Annotated in this window: 21 protein-coding genes, 1 pseudogene and 2 riboswitches; of the genes and pseudogenes, 13 read left to right on the forward strand and 9 right to left on the reverse strand. The window is 43.9% G+C overall.

The features are described from left to right. Positions 1-21: 21 nt before the first annotated feature. From thiX to M1M80_RS07390, 4 genes are read right to left on the reverse strand one after another with little or no spacing between them, the layout of a single operon-like run. The gene (thiX, locus tag M1M80_RS07375) at positions 22-786 is read right to left on the reverse strand and encodes an HMP/thiamine ABC transporter permease ThiX (RefSeq protein ID WP_060398476.1); all 765 of its coding nucleotides are present in this window, start codon (positions 784-786) and stop codon (positions 22-24) included. Further along, positions 761-2404, reverse strand: coding sequence for an ABC transporter ATP-binding protein (locus M1M80_RS07380; protein WP_060398477.1), 1644 nt, complete (start codon positions 2402-2404; stop codon positions 761-763). The genes thiX and M1M80_RS07380 overlap by 26 nt, the downstream gene beginning before the upstream one ends. After that, positions 2391-2990: an ECF transporter S component gene (locus tag M1M80_RS07385; RefSeq protein WP_003239038.1), complete on the reverse strand. Its 600-nt coding sequence runs from the start codon at positions 2988-2990 to the stop codon at positions 2391-2393. Before M1M80_RS07385 ends, M1M80_RS07380 begins: the two co-directional genes overlap by 14 nt. A gap of 1 nt (position 2991) precedes the next feature. Then, complete coding sequence (locus tag M1M80_RS07390) at positions 2992-3594, reverse strand: YkoF family thiamine-binding protein (RefSeq protein ID WP_060398478.1); 603 nt, start codon at positions 3592-3594, stop codon at positions 2992-2994. A 96-nt stretch (positions 3595-3690) separates the two neighbouring features. After that, positions 3691-3802: riboswitch (TPP riboswitch) on the reverse strand. A 101-nt stretch (positions 3803-3903) separates the two neighbouring features. Between M1M80_RS07390 and ykoG the strand changes: the two genes are divergently transcribed. From ykoG to mgtE, 7 genes are all read left to right on the forward strand, one after another. Beyond that, on the forward strand, positions 3904-4590 hold the full coding sequence (ykoG, locus tag M1M80_RS07395) for a two-component system response regulator YkoG (protein ID WP_060398479.1): 687 nt from the start codon (positions 3904-3906) through the stop codon (positions 4588-4590). Between the two features lie 3 nt (positions 4591-4593). Beyond that, positions 4594-5958 (forward strand): two-component system sensor histidine kinase YkoH, encoded by a 1365-nt coding sequence (gene ykoH, locus M1M80_RS07400; protein ID WP_060398480.1) that lies wholly within the window; start codon positions 4594-4596, stop codon positions 5956-5958. Continuing rightward, entirely contained in the window at positions 5955-6635 is a 681-nt protein-coding gene (locus M1M80_RS07405; RefSeq protein WP_060398481.1) for a PepSY domain-containing protein, read from the forward strand. The genes ykoH and M1M80_RS07405 overlap by 4 nt, the downstream gene beginning before the upstream one ends. A gap of 91 nt (positions 6636-6726) precedes the next feature. Next, positions 6727-7242, forward strand: a complete 516-nt coding sequence (locus M1M80_RS07410) for a PepSY domain-containing protein (RefSeq protein ID WP_060398482.1) — start codon at positions 6727-6729, stop codon at positions 7240-7242. 80 nt (positions 7243-7322) lie between these two features. Then, positions 7323-7460, forward strand: a complete 138-nt coding sequence (locus tag M1M80_RS07415) for a transcriptional regulator SplA domain-containing protein (protein ID WP_003218541.1) — start codon at positions 7323-7325, stop codon at positions 7458-7460. 107 nt (positions 7461-7567) lie between these two features. After that, positions 7568-7734, forward strand: a riboswitch (M-box (ykoK) riboswitch). A gap of 90 nt (positions 7735-7824) precedes the next feature. Then, a complete protein-coding gene (locus M1M80_RS21535; protein WP_003239030.1) occupies positions 7825-7947 on the forward strand; it encodes a hypothetical protein in 123 nt (40 codons plus the stop codon). Between the two features lie 17 nt (positions 7948-7964). After that, entirely contained in the window at positions 7965-9320 is a 1356-nt protein-coding gene (mgtE, locus tag M1M80_RS07420; RefSeq protein ID WP_003239029.1) for a magnesium transporter, read from the forward strand. Between the two features lie 42 nt (positions 9321-9362). On the opposite strand, the gene M1M80_RS07425 is transcribed toward mgtE, so the two are convergent. Beyond that, entirely contained in the window at positions 9363-9695 is a 333-nt protein-coding gene (locus tag M1M80_RS07425; protein ID WP_003239028.1) for a MerR family transcriptional regulator, read from the reverse strand. 193 nt (positions 9696-9888) lie between these two features. Between M1M80_RS07425 and M1M80_RS07430 the strand changes: the two genes are divergently transcribed. The 3 genes from M1M80_RS07430 (at position 9889) to M1M80_RS07440 (ending at position 10911) form a co-directional block, all read left to right on the forward strand. Continuing rightward, positions 9889-10044, forward strand: coding sequence for a hypothetical protein (locus M1M80_RS07430; protein WP_003218545.1), 156 nt, complete (start codon positions 9889-9891; stop codon positions 10042-10044). 87 nt (positions 10045-10131) lie between these two features. Next, positions 10132-10314, forward strand: a complete 183-nt coding sequence (locus tag M1M80_RS07435) for a hypothetical protein (RefSeq protein WP_019258212.1) — start codon at positions 10132-10134, stop codon at positions 10312-10314. Between the two features lie 132 nt (positions 10315-10446). After that, positions 10447-10911: a MarR family winged helix-turn-helix transcriptional regulator gene (locus M1M80_RS07440; RefSeq protein ID WP_003232536.1), complete on the forward strand. Its 465-nt coding sequence runs from the start codon at positions 10447-10449 to the stop codon at positions 10909-10911. A gap of 4 nt (positions 10912-10915) precedes the next feature. Here the strand turns inward: M1M80_RS07440 and M1M80_RS07445 are convergent. After that, positions 10916-12045: pseudogene (locus M1M80_RS07445) on the reverse strand (MGDG synthase family glycosyltransferase). 91 nt (positions 12046-12136) lie between these two features. On the opposite strand from M1M80_RS07445, the gene M1M80_RS07450 reads away from it, so the two are divergent. Beyond that, a complete protein-coding gene (locus M1M80_RS07450) occupies positions 12137-12688 on the forward strand; it encodes a YkoP family protein (RefSeq protein WP_060400017.1) in 552 nt (183 codons plus the stop codon). A 27-nt stretch (positions 12689-12715) separates the two neighbouring features. Here the strand turns inward: M1M80_RS07450 and M1M80_RS07455 are convergent, their stop codons facing one another. Then, the gene (locus M1M80_RS07455) at positions 12716-13528 is read right to left on the reverse strand and encodes a metallophosphoesterase (protein ID WP_003239021.1); all 813 of its coding nucleotides are present in this window, start codon (positions 13526-13528) and stop codon (positions 12716-12718) included. A 196-nt stretch (positions 13529-13724) separates the two neighbouring features. On the opposite strand from M1M80_RS07455, the gene M1M80_RS07460 reads away from it, so the two are divergent. Together M1M80_RS07460 and M1M80_RS07465 are read left to right on the forward strand one after the other, a co-directional pair. Then, positions 13725-15419: a DUF6044 family protein gene (locus M1M80_RS07460; RefSeq protein WP_003239020.1), complete on the forward strand. Its 1695-nt coding sequence runs from the start codon at positions 13725-13727 to the stop codon at positions 15417-15419. Between the two features lie 12 nt (positions 15420-15431). After that, entirely contained in the window at positions 15432-16445 is a 1014-nt protein-coding gene (locus M1M80_RS07465) for a glycosyltransferase family 2 protein (RefSeq protein WP_060398484.1), read from the forward strand. Positions 16446-16468: 23 nt separating this feature from the next. Here M1M80_RS07465 and M1M80_RS07470 read toward each other — a convergent pair whose 3' ends face one another. Together M1M80_RS07470 and ku are read right to left on the reverse strand one after the other, a co-directional pair. Next, a complete protein-coding gene (locus M1M80_RS07470) occupies positions 16469-18304 on the reverse strand; it encodes a DNA ligase D (protein ID WP_060398485.1) in 1836 nt (611 codons plus the stop codon). A 3-nt stretch (positions 18305-18307) separates the two neighbouring features. After that, on the reverse strand, positions 18308-19192 hold the full coding sequence (ku, locus tag M1M80_RS07475; protein WP_003239017.1) for a non-homologous end joining protein Ku: 885 nt from the start codon (positions 19190-19192) through the stop codon (positions 18308-18310). Positions 19193-19278: the final 86 nt, after the last annotated feature.

Consider the following 19278-nt stretch of genomic DNA (forward strand, 5'->3'; position numbering starts at 1 on the left):
GCTATCGACAATAGCGGCTTTTTATGAGGCAAAATATTTAGATACGAGAAAAGATCCTGCGAATAACAAGAGAACGAGGCAAAAGAACAGCCAGTCGCGGCGGTTTACGGTCAGCGTCCGGTAATATGTCCGATTTCTGCTTCCTGTAAAACCTTTCGATTCCATCGCAAGCGCCGTCCGTTCCGCTTTTCTGATGGCACTTGCCAAAAGCGGGATGGTATACCGCTTTAGCGCGCTGATTTTCTCTTTGAAGCCGTTCTCCGCCGCTCCTCCTCTGATTTTATGAGCCTGCTGGATCAGCTGGACCTCGTCCTTTAACAACGGAAGAAAACGAAAGCCTGCAATGACGCCATATGCGAGCTTTGGTGAAAGCTTGCACTGCTGGACAAGGCTCAGCATAAATAAAATCGGATCGGTCGTAAAAACAAACATCATCGATAAGGCGGAAAAGCATAAAATACGAAACCCGAGAGAGATGCCGACAGACACATTGCCACTGTTGATCGAAAAAGGGCCGGCTTGAAACAAGAAATTATCCGGGGTTGTCGGAACCTTTCCAAAAACAGCGGCTGTCCATACGCATCCGAATGCCAAAATCAAAAACGGAATCGTAAACAAAAACCATTTTTTCAATGGGATTCTGGCTGCTAATAGGACACTCGCCACGATGATGATATAAAAACACGCAGGGGTGTAGGGATTGTAAATAAACGACAGCATGACAACACAGCAAAAAACCGCCGCTGCTTTCACTGTCGGATTAATGAGATGTAACGGCTGCATCATCACGCACCTCCTCTTGATATGCCATCCATTCATATAGAAGGGGAAGGGTAAGCTTTGCGTTTTTGACAAGCCTTGTTTCCTGAGAAAATAACTGCGCTGGAGATCCGTCAAAGGCCAGGCCCGTATCGTGAAGCACAAGCACGCTGTCGGCATACGAAGAGACTAGCTCCATATCGTGTGTAATCATAAGGACAGCGGTTCCTTCTGCCTTGATACGCTGAATCATATCCATGCATTCAGCCGCCGTGCGGGCGTCCTGGCCAAAGGTTGGTTCGTCTAATAATAAAACCTTTACGTCATGCATGAGCATGGTAGCGACGCTCAGGCGCCGTTTTTGTCCTTGGCTGATTGCAAACGGATGATGATCAGCTAAATGTGCAAGACCGAAACGATGCAGCAGGTGCTGCGCTTTTTTCTCGGTTTCAGCATCTGCTTTCTGGCCGAACAGCAGCTCGTCATATACTGTATCGGTGACAAACTGATGCTCCGGGTTTTGAAAAACAAATCCCATTCGTTTTCGCAGTTCATTTTCTTTATACGATTGCAGCGGCTTATCATATAGAAGAATCTTTCCGCTTTTCGGCTTCATCAGACGGGCGAGGACGGATAAGAGCGTCGATTTTCCGGTGCCGTTCGGGCCGACAAGCGCCGTTAAAGAGCCTTCGCGCAATGAAAAGCTGATGTCTTTGAAAATCGTCTGCTGCCCTCTTGCGAATGAAAGGCTGCTGACTTCCAGCACACTTTCCCCAGAAGGAGCTTTCTTCTTTTCAGCATGCCCGGCAGGAAAAGGTTCTTTAAACAGCGTTTCTTTTGATAGAGTAAACGGCATACTGAGTTTTTCCTGCAGGCCGCACACTTTTGGAATCGCGATGCCTAGTTCCTTTAGGGTCTCCGCTTCGTGCTGAAATAGATCTTCTGTCCGGCCGTCCAGCGCTTTTTTTCCTGCTTTGTCCAGCACAATTGTCCTCTCAATCCAAGGCGCCCATTCATCAAGCTGGTGCTCAATGACGAGGAGGCTGAAGCCTTTTTCCCTCTGAAGGTCTTTCATCATGTGAACGAATTCCCGCGCTGAATAAGGATCTAACAGAGAAGTTGGCTCATCCAACATAATAAGCTCAGGCTCCATCGCCAAAATACAGGCGAGAGCGACTTTCTGCTTTTGTCCTCCTGACAGAGTGGATATCGTTTTTTCTTTTAAAGAAGTAATGCGTAATTTTTCTAAAACCGCATCAATTTTTTCTGTCATCTCTTTTTTCGGAATCTGCAGATTTTCCAGCCCGAAAGCGATTTCGTCCTCCACCGTCAGCATGCAAAACTGCTGATCAGGATCTTGAAAAACGACTCCGACATGCTGAGCAATCGTTTCGGAGGTTTCAGGGTCTGTGACCGGCTTCTGACATAAAAAAACATGTCCGGACTGTATGCCGTCGCAAGCCTCCGGGTAAAGACCGTTTAAACATAGGGCGAGCGAGCTTTTTCCGCACCCGCTCGGCCCTAGTAATAAAGCGCATTCTCCTTTTTGAAGCTCAAACGAAATGTTTTGAAAAACCGGTTTCTCGTCTTCTTCATAAGTGAAGCTGAGCTGGTCAACCGTTAGGAGCTCATCAAAGGCTTGCATTGTCTGATACCTGTTTTCGTTTCTTTTTCAGTTCCTTTCCGAGTGCCATTCCGTTTAACACACCCGTATAAGCGAGAGAGTCGCTGACAGCTTTTCCGAGGAGCCCCGCAAGAAGCGCGCCGGAAATCAGACGGATGACAAGCGAAATGAGAAGATAACCAGGTGAATACGCTGCATAGCCAGAAACAAAGAGATCATAGATAAAGCTGGCTACTGAAGATCCCATTCCTGCCAGCAAAAGTACAGGCAGAGAGTATGCTTTCCAGCGTGTCGCGAGAAATACAGCTTCAGCCCCGAGACCTTGAACAATGCCGATGACGATGACCATTGGGCCAGATGGATTTCCCAGCAGGCATTCAACGAGAGCGGCAATGATTTCAGAAACAAGCGCCGCACCCGGTTTTCGAATAATGTACGCGGCGATGACAGAAACGATAAACCAAATGCCGTAAATCGGTTCATAAGCGATTGGACCGAACATACCGGCAAGTACGTTTCCAAAATGCGTGAATAATAAATAAACAACGGCAAAAACGATACTGATAACGGACATGATGACAATTTCTTTTACTTTCCAGCTTTTCATTTTATCCCTGCTTTCTGTTTTTTCTTGATGGACTGTTAGCCGAGACATTCACAGTCATGGTTACGTGGTTTGTTTGCTGTTCAGCCATGCGGAAAACGGCTTCCAGTGTTCTGAATACGTCATGCGCGTCCCCGTCAAGCTCGCTCGCGTAATGGGCTCCCTGTACGAAGGTGCCTTCTGCTTTCGCAATGTCGACAGCTTCGATGATCAAACCCATATAATCCGGCTCATTCATCGGGTAAAGCGCAAATTGGCATGGTGCTTCCGCGTTCAGGCTTCCGACAGCATCTTCATTGACACGCTTGCCGTCTGCGGAAAGATATGTATCTCCTTGGGTATCGCCCGGGCACCCGATGGAAAACGTGCCGTTCATGACGATGTGTTTTTCGCTGTTCGCCGCATAAAGATAAATGGCTTTGGCAGCATCGAATACATGATCAATCGATCCGCGCAAGACTGTGCTGATATGGTCGGTTTTCGTCCAAACCTTAGATGTGTCGGTTTTTTTCAGCGCAGACTTGATCACACTGATAAAATCATCTGTCATCGGGTATAAAGAGAAGCGAAAACCAGCGATTCTGCTTGTACCGCAAATATGATCCATTTCTCCGACCTCCTGTTTTTTTGGTAAAATAAAAAACTGCATATCCTAAGGGAATATGCAGTCATAGATCGATTAAGCGCACAAAAAAATACACCATTCGGTCAACCTGCACTTCCCCACGCTGGTATTATCCAGATCGGGTCATAAGGGATCAAAGCGCGTTTTTGCGCGCTTTATCTCAGCCAAAACAGCACCCCTAGTGCTTTCCGTATACAATTTTTTATTTTGACATCATAATAGATGATAAGAATCATTTTGTAAACAATGAAATCATTTTTTTCATATTTGGACAGGAGAGGATGATCGATTTTGGAAAAAGGGCACATATTAATTGTGGAAGATGAAGAAAAAATCGCCAGGGTGCTTCAGCTTGAATTGGAATATGAAGGATACAGCGTCATCATCAAACAAGATGGCACAGAAGGGCTGAATGCGGCCGCGGAAGGCGGGTATTCTTTGGTGCTTCTTGATGTCATGCTTCCGGGGCTTAGCGGCCTGGAGGTACTCCGCCGCTTGAGAAAAACGGATCAGCAGACACCTGTCATTTTATTAACGGCGCGCGACAGTATTCCTGATAAGGTAACAGGGCTGGACATCGGTGCGAACGACTATGTCACAAAGCCGTTTGAAATTGAGGAATTGCTTGCGAGAATCAGGGCGGCGCTGCGCCAAAATGGACCAAAAACAGAAGATATCGGCACCTTTCTTACATATGACGACTTGCGGGTGAACGAAAAAACCCGTGAAGTGAGACGGGGAAACAAAGAGGTGGAATTAACGCCGCGGGAATTTGATTTGCTCGTCTATATGCTGAAACATCCGCAGCAAGTGCTGACACGGGAGCAGATTTTAAACTCGGTATGGGGATTTGATTACATTGGTGATACAAATGTCGTGGACGTGTACATAAGATACATCAGAAAAAAACTGGACTATCCTTACGAAAAACAGCTGATCCATACTGTTCGCGGGGTCGGCTATGCCATTAAGGGGTAAACGATGAAGCTGAAGACCAAGATTCATCTGTACACATCAATATCGCTGCTGGTTTTATTAATTTTGGTCCATACCGCAGTCTATCTCATTTTTTCATCCGCGCTGACATCAAAGGATGCAGCCCGGCTTGCAGATGAGACGGATAACATTGCTGAAGCGCTGCATGCTGCTGAAACAGAAGGAGTGGCTTTGCAGGACATGCTGCAGGCCTATCTTCCGGCAAACGGCATGGTCCGTGTAGTGAATGGTGATCAAAAAGCCGTCATGACCATTACAAAAGAAAAAGAGTTTAAAGATTTTCCTCTTTCATTTCACAGCGGGGAAACGGCAGATGTAAGGAAACATGACGGCAAACTGTTTGCTGAAGCCGCTGTTCCGGTTATTTGGACCGATGGGCAAGTGGTATCTCTTCAGCTGGTTGAAAGGCTCGAGAACACAGAGGAGAGTCTGTTTCTTTTGAAAATCATCTTAATCGCTGCAAGTGCTGCTGTCTGTATCGCTTCTTTTTTTGCCGGCAGCTTGCTCGCCCGCCGTATCATTAATCCGATCAGACGATTAATGATGACAATGAAAGATATACAGCGGGAGAAAGCATTCAAAACGATTTCCTTGGAAGGACAGTCGCACGACGAGTTATATCAGATGGGGCTGACATTTAATGAGATGGCGATGATGCTGAAAGAGCACTACGATAAACAGCAGCAATTCGTTCAAGACGCTTCACATGAATTGAAAACCCCGCTCACGATTATAGAAAGCTACAGCAGCCTAATGAAGCGGTGGGGGGCAAAAAAGCCGGAAGTGCTTGAGGAATCGATTGAAGCCATTCATTCAGAAGCGGTGCATATGAAAAAACTGACCAACCAGCTGCTGGCGCTTGCCAAAAGCCATAAAGGACTTGAGCTTGACGTGAAAACAATCGATCTGATTGAAGTGTCACGCGCCGTTATGCAAACGCTCCAGCCCGTCTATCACCGTGAGATTTTGCTTGTAACAGATAGGGAGAGCCTGCTTGTAACAGCTGATGAAGAACGCATCAAGCAGCTGCTGACCATTTTGCTCGATAATGCCATAAAGTATAGTGAAAAAGCCATTGTAATGACAGCCGGAACGAGGAATGGACGGCCGTTTCTGTCAGTAAGGGATGAAGGCATCGGAATACCTGAGGAGCATATCCCGCACTTGTTCGAACGGTTCTACCGGGCGGATGAGGCACGAAACAGAAAAACAGGCGGGACGGGTTTAGGCCTTTCCATTGCCAAGCAAATCGCCGATGAGCACGGCATTGAGCTGTCTGTCAAAAGCAAGCCGGACCAAGGAACAGCTGTCACCATGCAATTCAGAGAACAGAATGGGGGAGGCCGATGAACAAAACAATAAAAGCAGTATCTGCTGCGGCAGCAGCGGTTTTAGCCGTCATCATCTGTGCGGTTCTCATCATTCGGCAAACCCACGAGGACGTCCTGTCAAAGGAGGCTGTCGTAAAAAAAATCGAAGCCTCCTATGAAGGCGAGGTCACGAAAGTAACGCAATCAAAGAATAAAAGAACATATGATATGACCCTTGAAAATCCAAAGGGAACTTATTTTATAAAAGCTGACGCAAAATCGGCTGATATTCTTTCGATAAACAGAGTAAAAGCGATGAATCCATCTGCCATGACAGAAAAAGAAGCCGAGCATCTCGCGCTTGAGCGGGTGCCGGGAACCGTCAAAAAACAAACACAACAGAATCGTGTTGCCACATATACCATACAAAAAGAAGACGGAAAAACATACGAAGTGAAGGTAGATATGCAGGCAAAAGCAGTCGTGTCGGCTGATCAGATCAGCAGTGAAGATCAACAAAAAACACCGATTACGAAAAAAGAAGCCAAAACCATTGCAGAGCGAGAAACGGGCGGTACAGCGGATGACGCAGATCTCGAAGAAAATGAGGGCACTCTCATCTTTGAAGTGGATGTTGATCTTCCGGATGATAAGGAAGCGACAGTGAAAATCAATGCCTACACCGGAAAAGTTGCAAACATTGTGTATGAAGACTGACGGTTTCTCATCAAATTCTCATCTTTCTCTCGTTTTCCTTTCATGTTGAGTGTGTAAACTGTACTCATACAAAACAAAGGAGGAATCACATATGCTAAAGAAAAGATGGATGGTTGGCCTATTAGCAGGCTGTTTAGCGGCCGGCGGATTCAGCTACAACGCGTTTGCGAAAGAAAACAATGAAAACACACAGACTGCTTCGTCCAAGACTGGTGCACTCACTGAACAGGAAGCAGAATCGATTGCCAAAACGGTTGTTGACGGCACGGTGGATGATATCGACAGAGACATTTACAACGGCAAAGAAGTCTATGAAGTCGAGATCCAAAAAGACGGTGAAGACTACGACGTTTATGTAGATATCAATACAAAACAAGCGCTCAATGACCCGTTAAAAGAGAAAGCAGAACAAGTTGCCATAACAAAAGAAGAGGCTGAAGAGATTGCCTTAAAGCAAACAGATGGAACCGTAACAGAAAGCAAGCTTGACGAAGACGACGGTGCTTACAACTATGAAATTGAGATCAAAACGAAACAAGGAACTGAGGCGGAATTTGAGATTTCCGCAAAGGATGGACATATCATTAAGCAGGAGATAGACGACTAATCAAAACCCCGCAGCAGCGGGGTTTTTTCATGATAAGAAACCTTCTTTTGGACAATCTAAATAGAAAAGGAGGCGAACGCATGGAAAAGAAAGAGGAGCAATACATCAATCAGGCTGAATATGTCCCTCATCCGACGAAGGAAGGAGAGTACGCCTTATTTCTTCATGAAACGTATCATTTGCTCTCAGAAGATGATGAGACGCAAACAACAGAATAAGGGCTTAGGCCCTTGTTTTGTTCCGTATTTGTGATGAAAGCGCATTTATTACTTTTTTGAGTTGACACAGCTTGTTTTTTTCTGTAATCTCAGTGTGTCAATTCAATTAGGAACTTCGTTAGGTGAGGCTCCTGTATGGAGATACGCTGCTGCCCAAAAATGTCCAAAGACGCCAATGGGTCAACAGAAATCATCGACATAAGGTGATTTTTAACGCAGCTGGATGATTGATCCTATGCCATACAGTGCTAAAGCTCTACGATTGAAGGCGCCCGCACGCTTTTTTGCCGTGCTTCTTTCTCCTTCAATCCCGAAGGCTTTTTTTATGCCTTTAAAACGAATTTTACCAAAGGAGGTGCGGAGTATGGATTCTCCCCATTCGAGTCAATCTGAAGAAGTACCCATATACTATGACAGCAAGGCAACTGATTACACGATGAGGAGACGATCTGCCGCACCTTCAGGCGAGGCCGGCACGTCTCCGTAGAGGAGGTACGAGTCCCGATGGTTCAAAACATGACCTATGACGAACTCATTTTACGCATCATTATTTTATTGCGAGACGGGAAAATCAGGGATTTCAGAAGCGTTATTGATGAGCTTCAGCCCTATGATATGGCATTTATTTTTAAAGAAATGCCGGAAAAACACCGCGCCCGCTATTTATCTTATTTAACTGTAGATGATATCACTGATATGATCGGGGAGCTGGAACGTGAATTTCAGCTTGCCGTCTTAAATAAAGTCGGAAAAACTAGAGCAACACTAGCGATGAACAAAATGGACAACGATGACCTCGCTCAATTGCTTGAAGAAATGGACGAAGAACTGAAGGAACAGCTATTGTCCAGCATGGAAGCATCAGAGTCTAAGGCTGTACAGCTTTTGATGAATTATCCGGCTGACTCAGCGGGGCGCATGATGACAAATCGCTATGTGTGGATTCCTCAGCATTATACGGTAAAAGACGCAGTCGTCAAACTGAAAAGCTTTGCTGAAATAGCTGAATCGATCAACTACTTATATGTCATCAATGAAAGCAAACAGCTGGTGGGCGTACTTTCCTACCGCGATTTGATTCTAGGCGAACCTGAAGAAAAGGTGCAGGATTTAATGTTTACCCGCGTCATCTCAGCAGGCGCTCTCCAAGATCAGGAAGAAGTTGCCCGCCTGATTGAACGTTACGATTTCTTGGCGATTCCGGTAGTTGAGGAAAACAACGTGCTTGTCGGCATTGTAACGGTCGATGATATTATCGATGTCGTCATTCGGGAAGCTGATGAGGATTACGAAAAATTTGCCGCTTCCGGTAAAGACATCACCTTTGACACAAAGGCTTACGTGGCGGCATACCGGCGTCTGCCATGGCTGATTTTACTCTTGTTTATCGGACTGATTTCAGGAAGCATTATCAGTTATTTTGAAGATGCGCTGCAGCAGGTTGTCGCGCTGGCGTTTTTCATGCCGATGGTGTCAGGGATGACAGGAAATACGGGAACACAATCTCTCGCGGTTGTCATCAGAGGTTTGTCTAAAGAAGAAATGAACAAAAAAACGATTGTACGCCTGATCCTCAGGGAGTTCAGAACAAGTATTTATATCGGAGCGGTTTGTTCTGTTCTGATTGCGATTATCGCCATCTTATGGCAGGGGAACGCGCTTCTGGGATTTGTTGTCGCCTCTTCACTGCTCTTTACTTTAATTATCGGCACGATGTCAGGAACAATTATCCCTATTATTTTGCACAAGCTGAAAGTAGACCCGGCGATCGCTTCAGGACCGCTGATTACAACGTTAAACGATATTTTGTCTTTATTAATTTACTTTGGCATTGCCACTGCATTCATACACTCATTATAAAAGTAAAAAGTCCGTCTCAATTGCGAGTCGGACTTTTATCATTTAACGGTTTTTGTACCGAAAGTGAGCATTAAGCTGCCCCTCCAGCATTTTTTTTCGCACTTGCGGATCGTTTTTTACCATCTGCTCTTTTTTGCGCATATCCTTTAAAATCTCTGCCGTCTGTACGCCGTCTTCACGCTTATTGGCGATATCCATCAGCCGCTCCACATCGGCGAAAGAATATTTTCTCGTTCCCCTTGAAGACCGCTGCGGATAAATGAGCTTCCGTTCCTCATAGTACCTGATCTGTCTTACGGACAATCCTGTCAATTCACTGACAATCCCGATTGAAATCACTTTTTTGTCTTTATAAGAATGATCTTCTGTGGTCATTTTTCCACCCCTGGATGTCTTTTGATAATAGTATATAAAAAACAAAGAGAAAAAACCTGACGCTTGTCATATTTTCTAACATGAAATAGAAGATTATTGAAAAAATACGGAAGAAAAATTAACAAGAATAATGCGTAACATCCAAGCGCGTTTTATCCTTTATGTAACGAATAAATGAGGAGGAAGGATAATCATGGAGGAAGAAAAAGCGGTCTCACTGGCAAAAGAAATTATAGAGTTGGATATCAAACGTGATGAAATGCTGGAGACGTTTATGCAGCTTGCCGGAGAACATGCTTTTCAGCTATTAAGATCGGTTCAAAACGGACTGTACCGAAAATCTTCGTAAACATAAATTCTTTACATTAGATTCATACCACGTTCATTTAAATAGAGTATCTTGTGTATAGGATACCTCAAAATGAAGGAGGACGCTATGAGTAATTTATTGAAATCCGCTTTAGAAAAAGAACGAAGCCATTATTCTGAAAAACTCTTTCAAATCGGAGTTTATAATAAAGAAATAATGAACAAAATGACGATTTCCGAACTGCGAAAGGAATACGCATATTTCTTCCGCAACATTGCAAATCACAAAAAATATCCTTATACAAGATAATGTATAAGGATTTTTTTGCTTTCAGAAGGAATTTCTCGAATTATAGCGAATACATATAGTAAGGGACTGAACTCTTATTATATGTAAGGGTTTTCATTATTTTTTTATAAAAATCCTATATACGAGGTAGATATGATGAGATTATCGTTTAACGAAGAAGAAGTTGAGCGTGCGATGAATTTGTACAGAGTTTTTGCAAGGGCTTTCAAAAGTGTGTCTGAACATAGTATCCGTGACAGTAAAGAGCACGGCTTTAATCCGACTGAATTTGCTGTACTGGAGCTCCTGTACACAAGAGGCCCGCAAAAATTACAGCAAATTGGGTCGAGACTTCTGCTTGTGAGCGGAAACGTCACATATGTCATTGACAAATTAGAAAGAAACGGGTTTTTAGTAAGGGAGCAGGACCCGAAAGATAAACGCTCCGTTTACGCGCATTTAACTGACAAGGGAAATGAGTATTTGGATAAAATTTATCCGATTCATGCGCTGCGTATTGCGAGAGCATTTTCAGGCCTTTCGCCTGATGAACAGGACCAGCTGATCGTCCTGCTGAAGAAAGCAGGCATTCACAGCCAGCATTTGCTGTTTCGTTAACATGTTACACTCTCTGTTTCAGGAGAGTGTTTTTTTGTTTTATATGATCCTTTTTAAGATATCTTCAATCTTCCGATCAGATATTTCACCAAGATATTGATTGACTTGTTTTTCGTATTCGTTCACCTGTTCATTCGATTGGAAAAATGCCGCAATCTGTTCTTCTGCCTTTTGCATGTCCCAGTTTCTCATATCTGTGACAAGCTTTCGTTCCTTTAGAAGGTTTAAATTCATCTCCTCCTGGCCCGGCAGCGCATGATAAATAAATACCGGAAGCCGTTTCTGTAAGCATTCGCTGATGGTCACGCCTCCGGGTTTTGTCATAATGCCTGACGCCTGTTCGTATAAACGGTTCATCTCTGCTTTGCTGTGAAGGTAGGGTATCGCCTCAATAAAAGGGTGGCCTAAACTTTTGACATAGCAGTAGAGCTTTTCGTTCCTGCCGCATAATATTTTGTATAAGATGTTTCCGCCTGGCGACAGCTCCTGAACCCATTTTAAAATACCCCCGACCCCCATACTGCCGCCTGTGATAATGATGGTATATGGCGGATGATGCTGACAGGTGTCTGCAGATCCCATTTCAAACATCCGGTGAACGGGAATGCCGGTCAAGTATATGTTTTTCTGATTGATTCCTTCAGACACGAGCTGCTTCTTGACATCCATGATCGGAACAAAATGGTAATCAATGTTTTCCCGCCCCCATAATTGATTCACAAAAAAATCAGTGTATACATTCACAACCGTCAGATTCGGAAATTCCGGCTTTAGCCGGTTCAGCAGATAAGAAGGCAGCGCATGCGTACAGAAGGCGATATCAGGCTGTTTTTCTTTGAGAATGTGCCTCATTTGTTGTGTGAACAGCCATTCGTACATGGTATAGCGTTTGTCATTCTGATATTCTCCGCAGGCAAGGAGCCTGTAAATGCCGCTGTACGTTTTCGGGAAATATTGAATCCATTTTAAATACGTCTCAGAGGATAGTTTTTCTAACCGTCTATACGCATGTGAAAAGATATCAATTTTTTCAGATGCCAGTCCTTGTGACTCCAGTTCAGCCTGCAGGGCATCGGCGACATGATGATGTCCGGTGGAAATGCTTAAAAAAGGAAAAATGAGAATGTTTTTCATGACGGTCCTCCTTAAAAAATATGGCAACTATATTTTGGGGAGAACGATGACAAAATATAAGGGTATTTTTGATCATAAGGAAGGTGAAGAGATGAAAACCTGTTTCCTTTCCATTTGGAGAGTGATTGACCCGTTTTATTTCTTTTTTTCAAGGCTGACCTTGATTGACAAAGATCGAAAAAGTGTCTTTCGAGTCAGGCTGACGAAGTACAAAGGGCATCATGTCGTGCTGAGCGACGGAACGCATATAAGAAAAAATGATGTGCTCGTTAAAATCCATCTGCACAATATTAAGCTGATCAGGGAGCTGCAAGGCATAGAGAGTGCAGTCAGAAAGGGGATCATTATCTATCAAAAAGTATATCAATCGATGCCGATATTATTGGAATACATTAACAATCATAAAAAAAGTGAAAAAATTAAAGGAATCGTGGGAATTACAATGCTTGACAAAGGTGTGGAAAGGCTAGGCTTTGATGTGGTCACCCCTGTCAATCCTTTCTACAAATGCTTTAAAAAGATAACCCATATGCCCATTTTATATTTAACGTCAAAGCAAGTGGGCCTGCGGCATTTACCGAATACATCCTATTTGTTTATTTCAAAAGAAAAGCTTCAGAAAACCTATCAAAAAAAAGACTGATGCCTTGGTCAGCACAGTCTTTTTTGATTATATCTGATGAAATGTCACTTCAGGGCGGCTTCCGACACGGATATTCACACCGGTTTGTCCTAAGCCTTCGCTGATATAAAACGGCTTATCGTGGTGATAATGAAGCCCTTTAATCATGTTCATGCGCACGAGCTTGCCCATTTTTACCAAATGATACGGTTTTGGCCAGTGGATTTGGCCGCCGTGAAAATGGCCTGACAGCAGGTAGTCAAAATGAACATCTTTCATATCTAGAATAATGTTAGGGTCATGTGTTAATACAAGATGATAGCCGTTGTCTAGATTTTGATAAGAGCCGGTAATATTACTGCGATTCGTGCTGTAATCATCAATGCCGATAATATTGACAGGCCCTGCAGCTGTCTCGATTTGAACATGTTCATTTTGCAGCGTGATACAGCCGTTTTCCTCTAAAACACGCTTCAATCTCTGAAAGTCCTTTTCTTTCAATACATAATCATGGTTACCGAACACCGCGTACATTCCATATGCAGGCTTCAGCTTTTGCAATGCGTTTAAATAACCTGCCAGCTTCGGAATATTACGTTTCCGATCTAGAAAATCCCCGGTAAGCGCAATAATGTCCACAGGCTGATTTTTTGTTAAATGATACAGCTCTTCAGGTGAAACAGAAATGTTTTCTAAGTGAAGATCTGATAAATGAAGGATATTTAATTTTTTTCTGGCTGGAAGACCGTCTTTTTGATCAATTGAAATGGTGTTGACCTTCACGTCTTTTGTATTGCGTTTCGCTTTATATATAAATGGCACACATACGAGTATGGCCAATGAAAGTAAGATTGTAAACAAAATATATCCCCTCCCTCCTATCAGTATAGTAAGTGATCGGGCCTTTTGGATAGCGGGAATTAATGGGTAAGAGACAGGTTGAAAAACGGATTGTCATCTGATGAATGTTTTAGAAGGGAAAAGGGATAATAAATTTTGACACATGAGGCAGAACATGCCGGATATGGAGTCAGAATAACAGATGGATGTGTAAGCGATGTTACGATTGATGAGACAACACAAAAAAGAAACATATTATCTCTGGATCGCATTATTTCTTCTTTTGCTGTATGTATCCCCGCTTTTTATTTTAAAGGAGGATGCCCATATTCGTGTCCACGATAATTTAGATTCCAATATCGCTTGGTACAAGGTGCTGGCAGATAGCGGAGAAATCGTCGGCAAGGTTGACGCGGCCATTCCGCAAATCATTAACGGCCTGCCGCGGGATGCCTTTGGCACCGAGTTGAGCGGAATTGTTTGGCTGCATGCTTTCTTTTCTTCCATGACTGCCTATGCAATAAGCCAGACAATTACAAGGGTTGTCGCTTTTTTTGGAATGTATGTGCTGCTGAAGAAGCATGTGATCCCAGAGCCAAAGGCGGCTTTCATCCGAATTGGCGTATCGCTGGCATTTGCCTTAACACCTTTCTGGCCTTCGGGAATGCTGAGTACGCTTGGATATCCTTTGGCATTGTGGGCTTTTTTGAATATCCGAAAAGGGGATATCTCATGGAGAGAGTGGCTGACGCTCGGTTTGCTTCCTTTATATTCAAGCTTTGTCTTAGGCTTCTTCTTTTTCTTGGCAGGAATGGTGTGCTTTTGGCTGTATGATGCTATCACAAAAAGAAGATGGAATTTGATGTTCTTAGGCAGTATTGCTTTTATGACCAGTATTTATCTTTTCGTAGAGTACCGGCTCGTTTATTCGATGCTGTTCTCGCACGCACCGATGCATCGGATTGAATTTATTTCATCCAGGCATGACGTTTGGCATTCTCTCCGCCTATCCGTAAAAAACTTTGTCTATGGCCATAATCATGTGATGACCGTTCACACCGTTGTCATCCTCCCGATCCTGCTGCTTTTATTTGCAGCTTTGCTGTTCAAGCGAAACCGGACAAAGCCGGAAAATGTGTATCTGTTTTTATGTGTACTTAATTACGGACTGTCTTTATGGTATGCGTTTTGGTTCAACAAAATATGGGCGGTGCCAAAGCAGAAATTTGCCTTTTTAGCTGAATTTAATTTTGCCCGTTTTCATTTCCTGCGGCCGCTTGTCATATATGTGAGCTTTGCGCTTGCTTTATATCTCATTTGGCGAATGGGAAGAGGGTGGAAATGGCTTGTATATGCCGCTGTGGCTGCACAGCTGATGGTATTGGCGCCTTTTAATGAAGAATATACGTATGGCGTTCACTACAATGCGCCGACATTCCGGGAGTTTTATGCATCTGAGCAATTCAAAGAGATTAAGGAGTACATCGGGCGTCCGCAAGATTCATACAGGGTGGCGAGTATCGGACTGCATCCGTCTATCGCCCAATATAACGGGTTTTACACGTTAGATACGTATAACAACCTGTACCCGCTCTCATATAAATATGAATTTAGGAAAATCATCGAAAAAGAGCTGGAAAAAAACGCTCGGCTGAAACAATATTTTGATGAATGGGGCAGCCGCTGCTACCTTTTCGTCAACGAGCTCGGTAAACGGTATGATTTTAAAAAGAACTCGAAGAAAACGATCAACAATCTGGAATTAAATACAGATGTATTTAAAAAAATGGGCGGACGTTACATTTTTTCTTCAGTTCCGATCATGAATGCTGACCAAAACCATCTCGCGCTCGTCAAGACGTTTGACCATAAAGATTCCGCCTGGCGCATTTATTTATATGAAACAAGATAAGGAGGATATCGATTGAAACAGCCACAGCCAGTGTTAACCATCGTCGTTCCGTGTTTCAATGAAGAGGAAGTGTTTCAAGAGACAAGCCGTCAGCTGACAGAGGTTGTAGACGGCTTAATTGAAGAAAAATTAATTGCTGAAGACAGTAAAATTCTGTTTGTCGATGACGGCAGCAAAGACAGAACCTGGGCCTTGATTGCCATGGAAAGCATAAGAAACAAGAAGATTACCGGCTTAAAATTAGCCTGCAATGTCGGACACCAAAAAGCGCTTTTAGCCGGACTCCATAAAGCGAAGAACAGATCAGACTGCGTCATCTCGATTGATGCTGATCTTCAGGACGACATCTCTGTGATCCGGGATTTTATACTGAAATATCATGAGGGCTGCGAGATCGTTTACGGTGTTCGCCGCAGCAGAAAAACCGATACCTTTTTCAAGCGCACGACCGCTTTAGGGTTTTATCGCCTCATGAATAAGCTTGGGATTAAATTAATTTATAATCATGCGGATTTTCGTTTAATGAATAAAAGATCGCTTGAAGAGCTCGCGCGCTATCCAGAAGCGAATCTGTTTTTAAGAGGCATTGTTCCCATGATCGGCTTTAAATCAGCCGAAGTTTTGTATGACCGTAAGGAACGCTTTGCCGGTAAAACGAAATATCCGCTCAAAAAAATGCTATCATTCGCTTTTAACGGGATTACATCATTCAGTGTTGCGCCAATTCGATTCTTTACGCTTTTAGGTTTTGTTTTACTTTTCGTCAGTGCTGTGGCGGGAATCGGCGCGTTCGTTCAAAAGCTGCTCGGCCATACAAATGCAGGATGGGCGTCGCTCATCATTTCCATTTGGTTTTTGGGCGGGCTGCAATTAATGGGAATCGGGATCATCGGAGAGTATATCGGTACGATTTTTTCTGAAGTGAAAAGACGGCCGAAATATGCAATTGATATCGATTTATATAATGAGCCGCTGAGCCCGCTCCAGCGCCAGGAAAAAGAACGGTTGGAAAAAAAGTACAGTTGAACGGAAAGAGCTGACTTAATTAGTCAGCTCTTTTTCTGCAACTGATGTAAAATGGCGCTAAGAGGCTCGTCTTGCGGGTAACGGTAAAAATCAAAAAATGGGCAGCCCTGCTTTTTAATACGATCAACGACAGTATCAATCGTAAACAGGGCGGGTGTTAAGGATGTTTGTACCTCATGCCAATAGAGCGGTGCCGCGACAGTGCCAAGGTCGTTCCCTCTTGTCGAATAAGGACAGATAATCGTTTTACCTTCTGCATGCTGCAAATAATCAAGATACAATTTGCCGTGCCTGTTTTTAATCAAGCGTTCTGTCGTAAAGAGCTCGGGAAATGCATTGGTGCAGTACTCTGCGATCAGCTGTGTAAATTGGCGTGTTTCTTCATACGTAAATGCCTCAGGAGACAAGGGAATATAAAGCTGGATGCCTTTGTTGCCGGACAGCTTCGGATACGATGTGATGCCAAAGGAGTCAAACAGCCGCTTCAGTTCATTTGCGGCCTGCACGGCCATGAGAAAGTCATCTCGTGAAGGCGGATCCAAATCAATGACAATCTCAGCCGGACGTCTGCTTTTAATGGTTTGAAAAGGAACATGAAACTCCAAAGCAAGCTGGTTGGCAAGCCATAATAAAGTGGACATGTCCTCGCAGATGATGTGCTCATGGCTTCCATCATTGAAAGATTGAACAAAATCTGGCGCATAGTCTGGCTTATTTTTTTGAAAAAACGATTCGCTCCTTGATCCATGCGGATAGCGGATGACGGTGACAGCACGGTTTTTCAGAAATGGGAACAGGTAGTCACTGACTTCAATCATGTACTGAATAAAATCTTCCTTTGTTTTTTTATTCTTTTCAAATACGATTTTATCCAGGCTTGTGAACTGAAGCTTTGGATGGACCGGTTTTGAGTGGCGTATGACTTGCGCATACGTGCATTCAGTCCAGTCCATATGGAATTCAAAGCTGACAAACGATACCTCTCTTAATGTACCTTGGAGAATCGTTAAGTATTGAACGGTTGCACAAATCGACGGTTCAAGCGTAAATTCACCTGATGCTGTTTTATGTCCGTGCTGTTCCATAATCTCGCGTATGGCGCTTTTTTCCTCATCTCGCATTCCGTGTGAGACAGAGGCAATAGGTGTCATGACGCCGTTTTTTAACACAGACACCGTCAGAAAGCCATTGTTGGGGTTGAAACCTGTTATACAAACATAAGCTTGTTTAAAATTTTTATATTTGAGCCAATCGGACGACCGCTTTTTTTCAAGCCATTTGCTGTTTGTTTTCTTTGCTACAATTCCTTCTCCGTCATATTTCGTAACCATCTCCCAAATAGGATCAAAATGATCATAGCAGGGGATATACTGAATGGTTTCCTTAGCATAAGGATCTGGAGACGCAGGAAGCTTTGCCGCAGACATGAGATCGTACAGCGATTTTTTTCGATCCAGATATGCAAGAGATGATACATCTTCTCCGCTTCGCTCTAACAGATCAAAGGCGAGAAAGCAGCACGGCCGCGCGTTTGCCGATTCCTGAATCTTGTCTCGTCTTTTCAAACGCCCCCGCACTTGAAGGTGTTCAAAATCTGCACGACAAGGGTTCACCAAACATACAATTTCGCCATCGAGTGTCAGCGGAAGATCTTTTTCCATGTGCTGAAAGGCTGTCTTGGCGAATTGAGTGATTTCAGGGAAGGTGCTGTTAAGCTCCAAGCCATTTCTGCTAGTTAAAGTCACACCTGCTGAATGGATGCGGAGAATGCAGCGGTATCCATCATATTTTACTTCGTAGCGCCATTCTGCTCCTTTTGGCGGTGACGAAGTAAGGACGGGCTGCATCGTAAACGCCATGTGTTATGACGTGCCGGAGGCTTTTTTTCTAGTCGTTTTTTGTTTTTTATCTCCGGCTCCTTTCGGTTCAGCGGCCTGTTCTGGTGCGGCTGCCGGGGTTTCCCGGTTCGGCTTTCTCGTGCGGTCGATGCTGGCTTGCAGGGCGCTGACCAGGTCGATGACATCTTCACGAGGAGGCGCTTTATCAGGAGTGACGGCTGTTTCTTTATTTTCGAGCTTGTCATTGACTCTTTGCAGCAGGGCGTGCCGGTACGTATCTTCATATTTCTCAGGCTCAAACTCAGTCGTCAGCTCATCTATTAATGTGATAGCGGTTTGCAGTTCCTTATCGTTTACATTCGATTGATCCGGTACACCTGGGACATGAGCAGCGCTTCTGACCTCATCTGGATAATGGATAGACTCCATAATAATACAATTTTCATAAACGCGGAGAATGGCAAGCTGCTGCTTCGACCTGATTGTCATATTGGCGATACCAATCTTTCCGGTAGAGCGCAGCGCCTCACGCAGCAGGGTATAGGCTTTCGTGCCGTTATCCCCGGGGCCGACAAAGTAGGAGCGATTAAAATAAATCGGGTCAATTTCCTGAAGCTGAACAAAATCAACAATCTCAACGGCTTTCTCCTCATGCTCCTGCTTTAAGCTTTTTAGATCATCGTCCGTCAGCACCACATATTTTCCTTTTACATATTCGTATCCCTTTACAATTTCATCAGGACCAAGTGTTTTTTCGCAATTCGTGCAAATTTTTTCGTATTTGATTGGCGCGTGATCCTCTTTATGAAGGCTTCGCAGCTTAATGTCTTTATCCTCTGTGGCCGCATATAGCTTGATGGGAATGTTTACTAATCCGAAACTGATCGATCCCTTCCACATTGTATGCATATCGATAAACCCCTTTTTTTCTTTAGTGTGAAGAGGAGGAGTACGATTCATGTGTAGCAACTTATGGGTAAAAAAACAGCCGGCAC

The organism is Bacillus inaquosorum (assembly GCF_023238325.1).
Taxonomy (GTDB): domain Bacteria; phylum Bacillota; class Bacilli; order Bacillales; family Bacillaceae; genus Bacillus; species Bacillus inaquosorum.

What these genes read in the sequence shown, in the direction of transcription:
- ykoH (WP_060398480.1), top strand. Translation starts at nt 4,594, where the DNA reads ATGAAGCTGAAGACCAAGATTCATCTGTACACATCAATATCGCTGCTG.
- M1M80_RS07390 (WP_060398478.1), bottom strand. Translation starts at nt 3,594, where the DNA reads ATGGATCATATTTGCGGTACAAGCAGAATCGCTGGTTTTCGCTTCTCT.
- thiX (WP_060398476.1), bottom strand. Translation starts at nt 786, where the DNA reads ATGATGCAGCCGTTACATCTCATTAATCCGACAGTGAAAGCAGCGGCG.
- M1M80_RS21535 (WP_003239030.1), top strand. Translation starts at nt 7,825, where the DNA reads ATGGATTCTCCCCATTCGAGTCAATCTGAAGAAGTACCCATATACTAT.
- M1M80_RS07380 (WP_060398477.1), bottom strand. Translation starts at nt 2,404, where the DNA reads ATGCAAGCCTTTGATGAGCTCCTAACGGTTGACCAGCTCAGCTTCACT.
- M1M80_RS07405 (WP_060398481.1), top strand. Translation starts at nt 5,955, where the DNA reads ATGAACAAAACAATAAAAGCAGTATCTGCTGCGGCAGCAGCGGTTTTA.
- M1M80_RS07470 (WP_060398485.1), bottom strand. Translation starts at nt 18,304, where the DNA reads ATGGCGTTTACGATGCAGCCCGTCCTTACTTCGTCACCGCCAAAAGGA.
- M1M80_RS07410 (WP_060398482.1), top strand. Translation starts at nt 6,727, where the DNA reads ATGCTAAAGAAAAGATGGATGGTTGGCCTATTAGCAGGCTGTTTAGCG.
- M1M80_RS07460 (WP_003239020.1), top strand. Translation starts at nt 13,725, where the DNA reads ATGTTACGATTGATGAGACAACACAAAAAAGAAACATATTATCTCTGG.
- M1M80_RS07415 (WP_003218541.1), top strand. Translation starts at nt 7,323, where the DNA reads ATGGAAAAGAAAGAGGAGCAATACATCAATCAGGCTGAATATGTCCCT.
- M1M80_RS07450 (WP_060400017.1), top strand. Translation starts at nt 12,137, where the DNA reads ATGAAAACCTGTTTCCTTTCCATTTGGAGAGTGATTGACCCGTTTTAT.
- M1M80_RS07385 (WP_003239038.1), bottom strand. Translation starts at nt 2,990, where the DNA reads ATGAAAAGCTGGAAAGTAAAAGAAATTGTCATCATGTCCGTTATCAGT.
- ku (WP_003239017.1), bottom strand. Translation starts at nt 19,192, where the DNA reads ATGCATACAATGTGGAAGGGATCGATCAGTTTCGGATTAGTAAACATT.
- mgtE (WP_003239029.1), top strand. Translation starts at nt 7,965, where the DNA reads ATGGTTCAAAACATGACCTATGACGAACTCATTTTACGCATCATTATT.
- M1M80_RS07425 (WP_003239028.1), bottom strand. Translation starts at nt 9,695, where the DNA reads ATGACCACAGAAGATCATTCTTATAAAGACAAAAAAGTGATTTCAATC.
- M1M80_RS07435 (WP_019258212.1), top strand. Translation starts at nt 10,132, where the DNA reads ATGAGTAATTTATTGAAATCCGCTTTAGAAAAAGAACGAAGCCATTAT.
- M1M80_RS07430 (WP_003218545.1), top strand. Translation starts at nt 9,889, where the DNA reads ATGGAGGAAGAAAAAGCGGTCTCACTGGCAAAAGAAATTATAGAGTTG.
- M1M80_RS07440 (WP_003232536.1), top strand. Translation starts at nt 10,447, where the DNA reads ATGATGAGATTATCGTTTAACGAAGAAGAAGTTGAGCGTGCGATGAAT.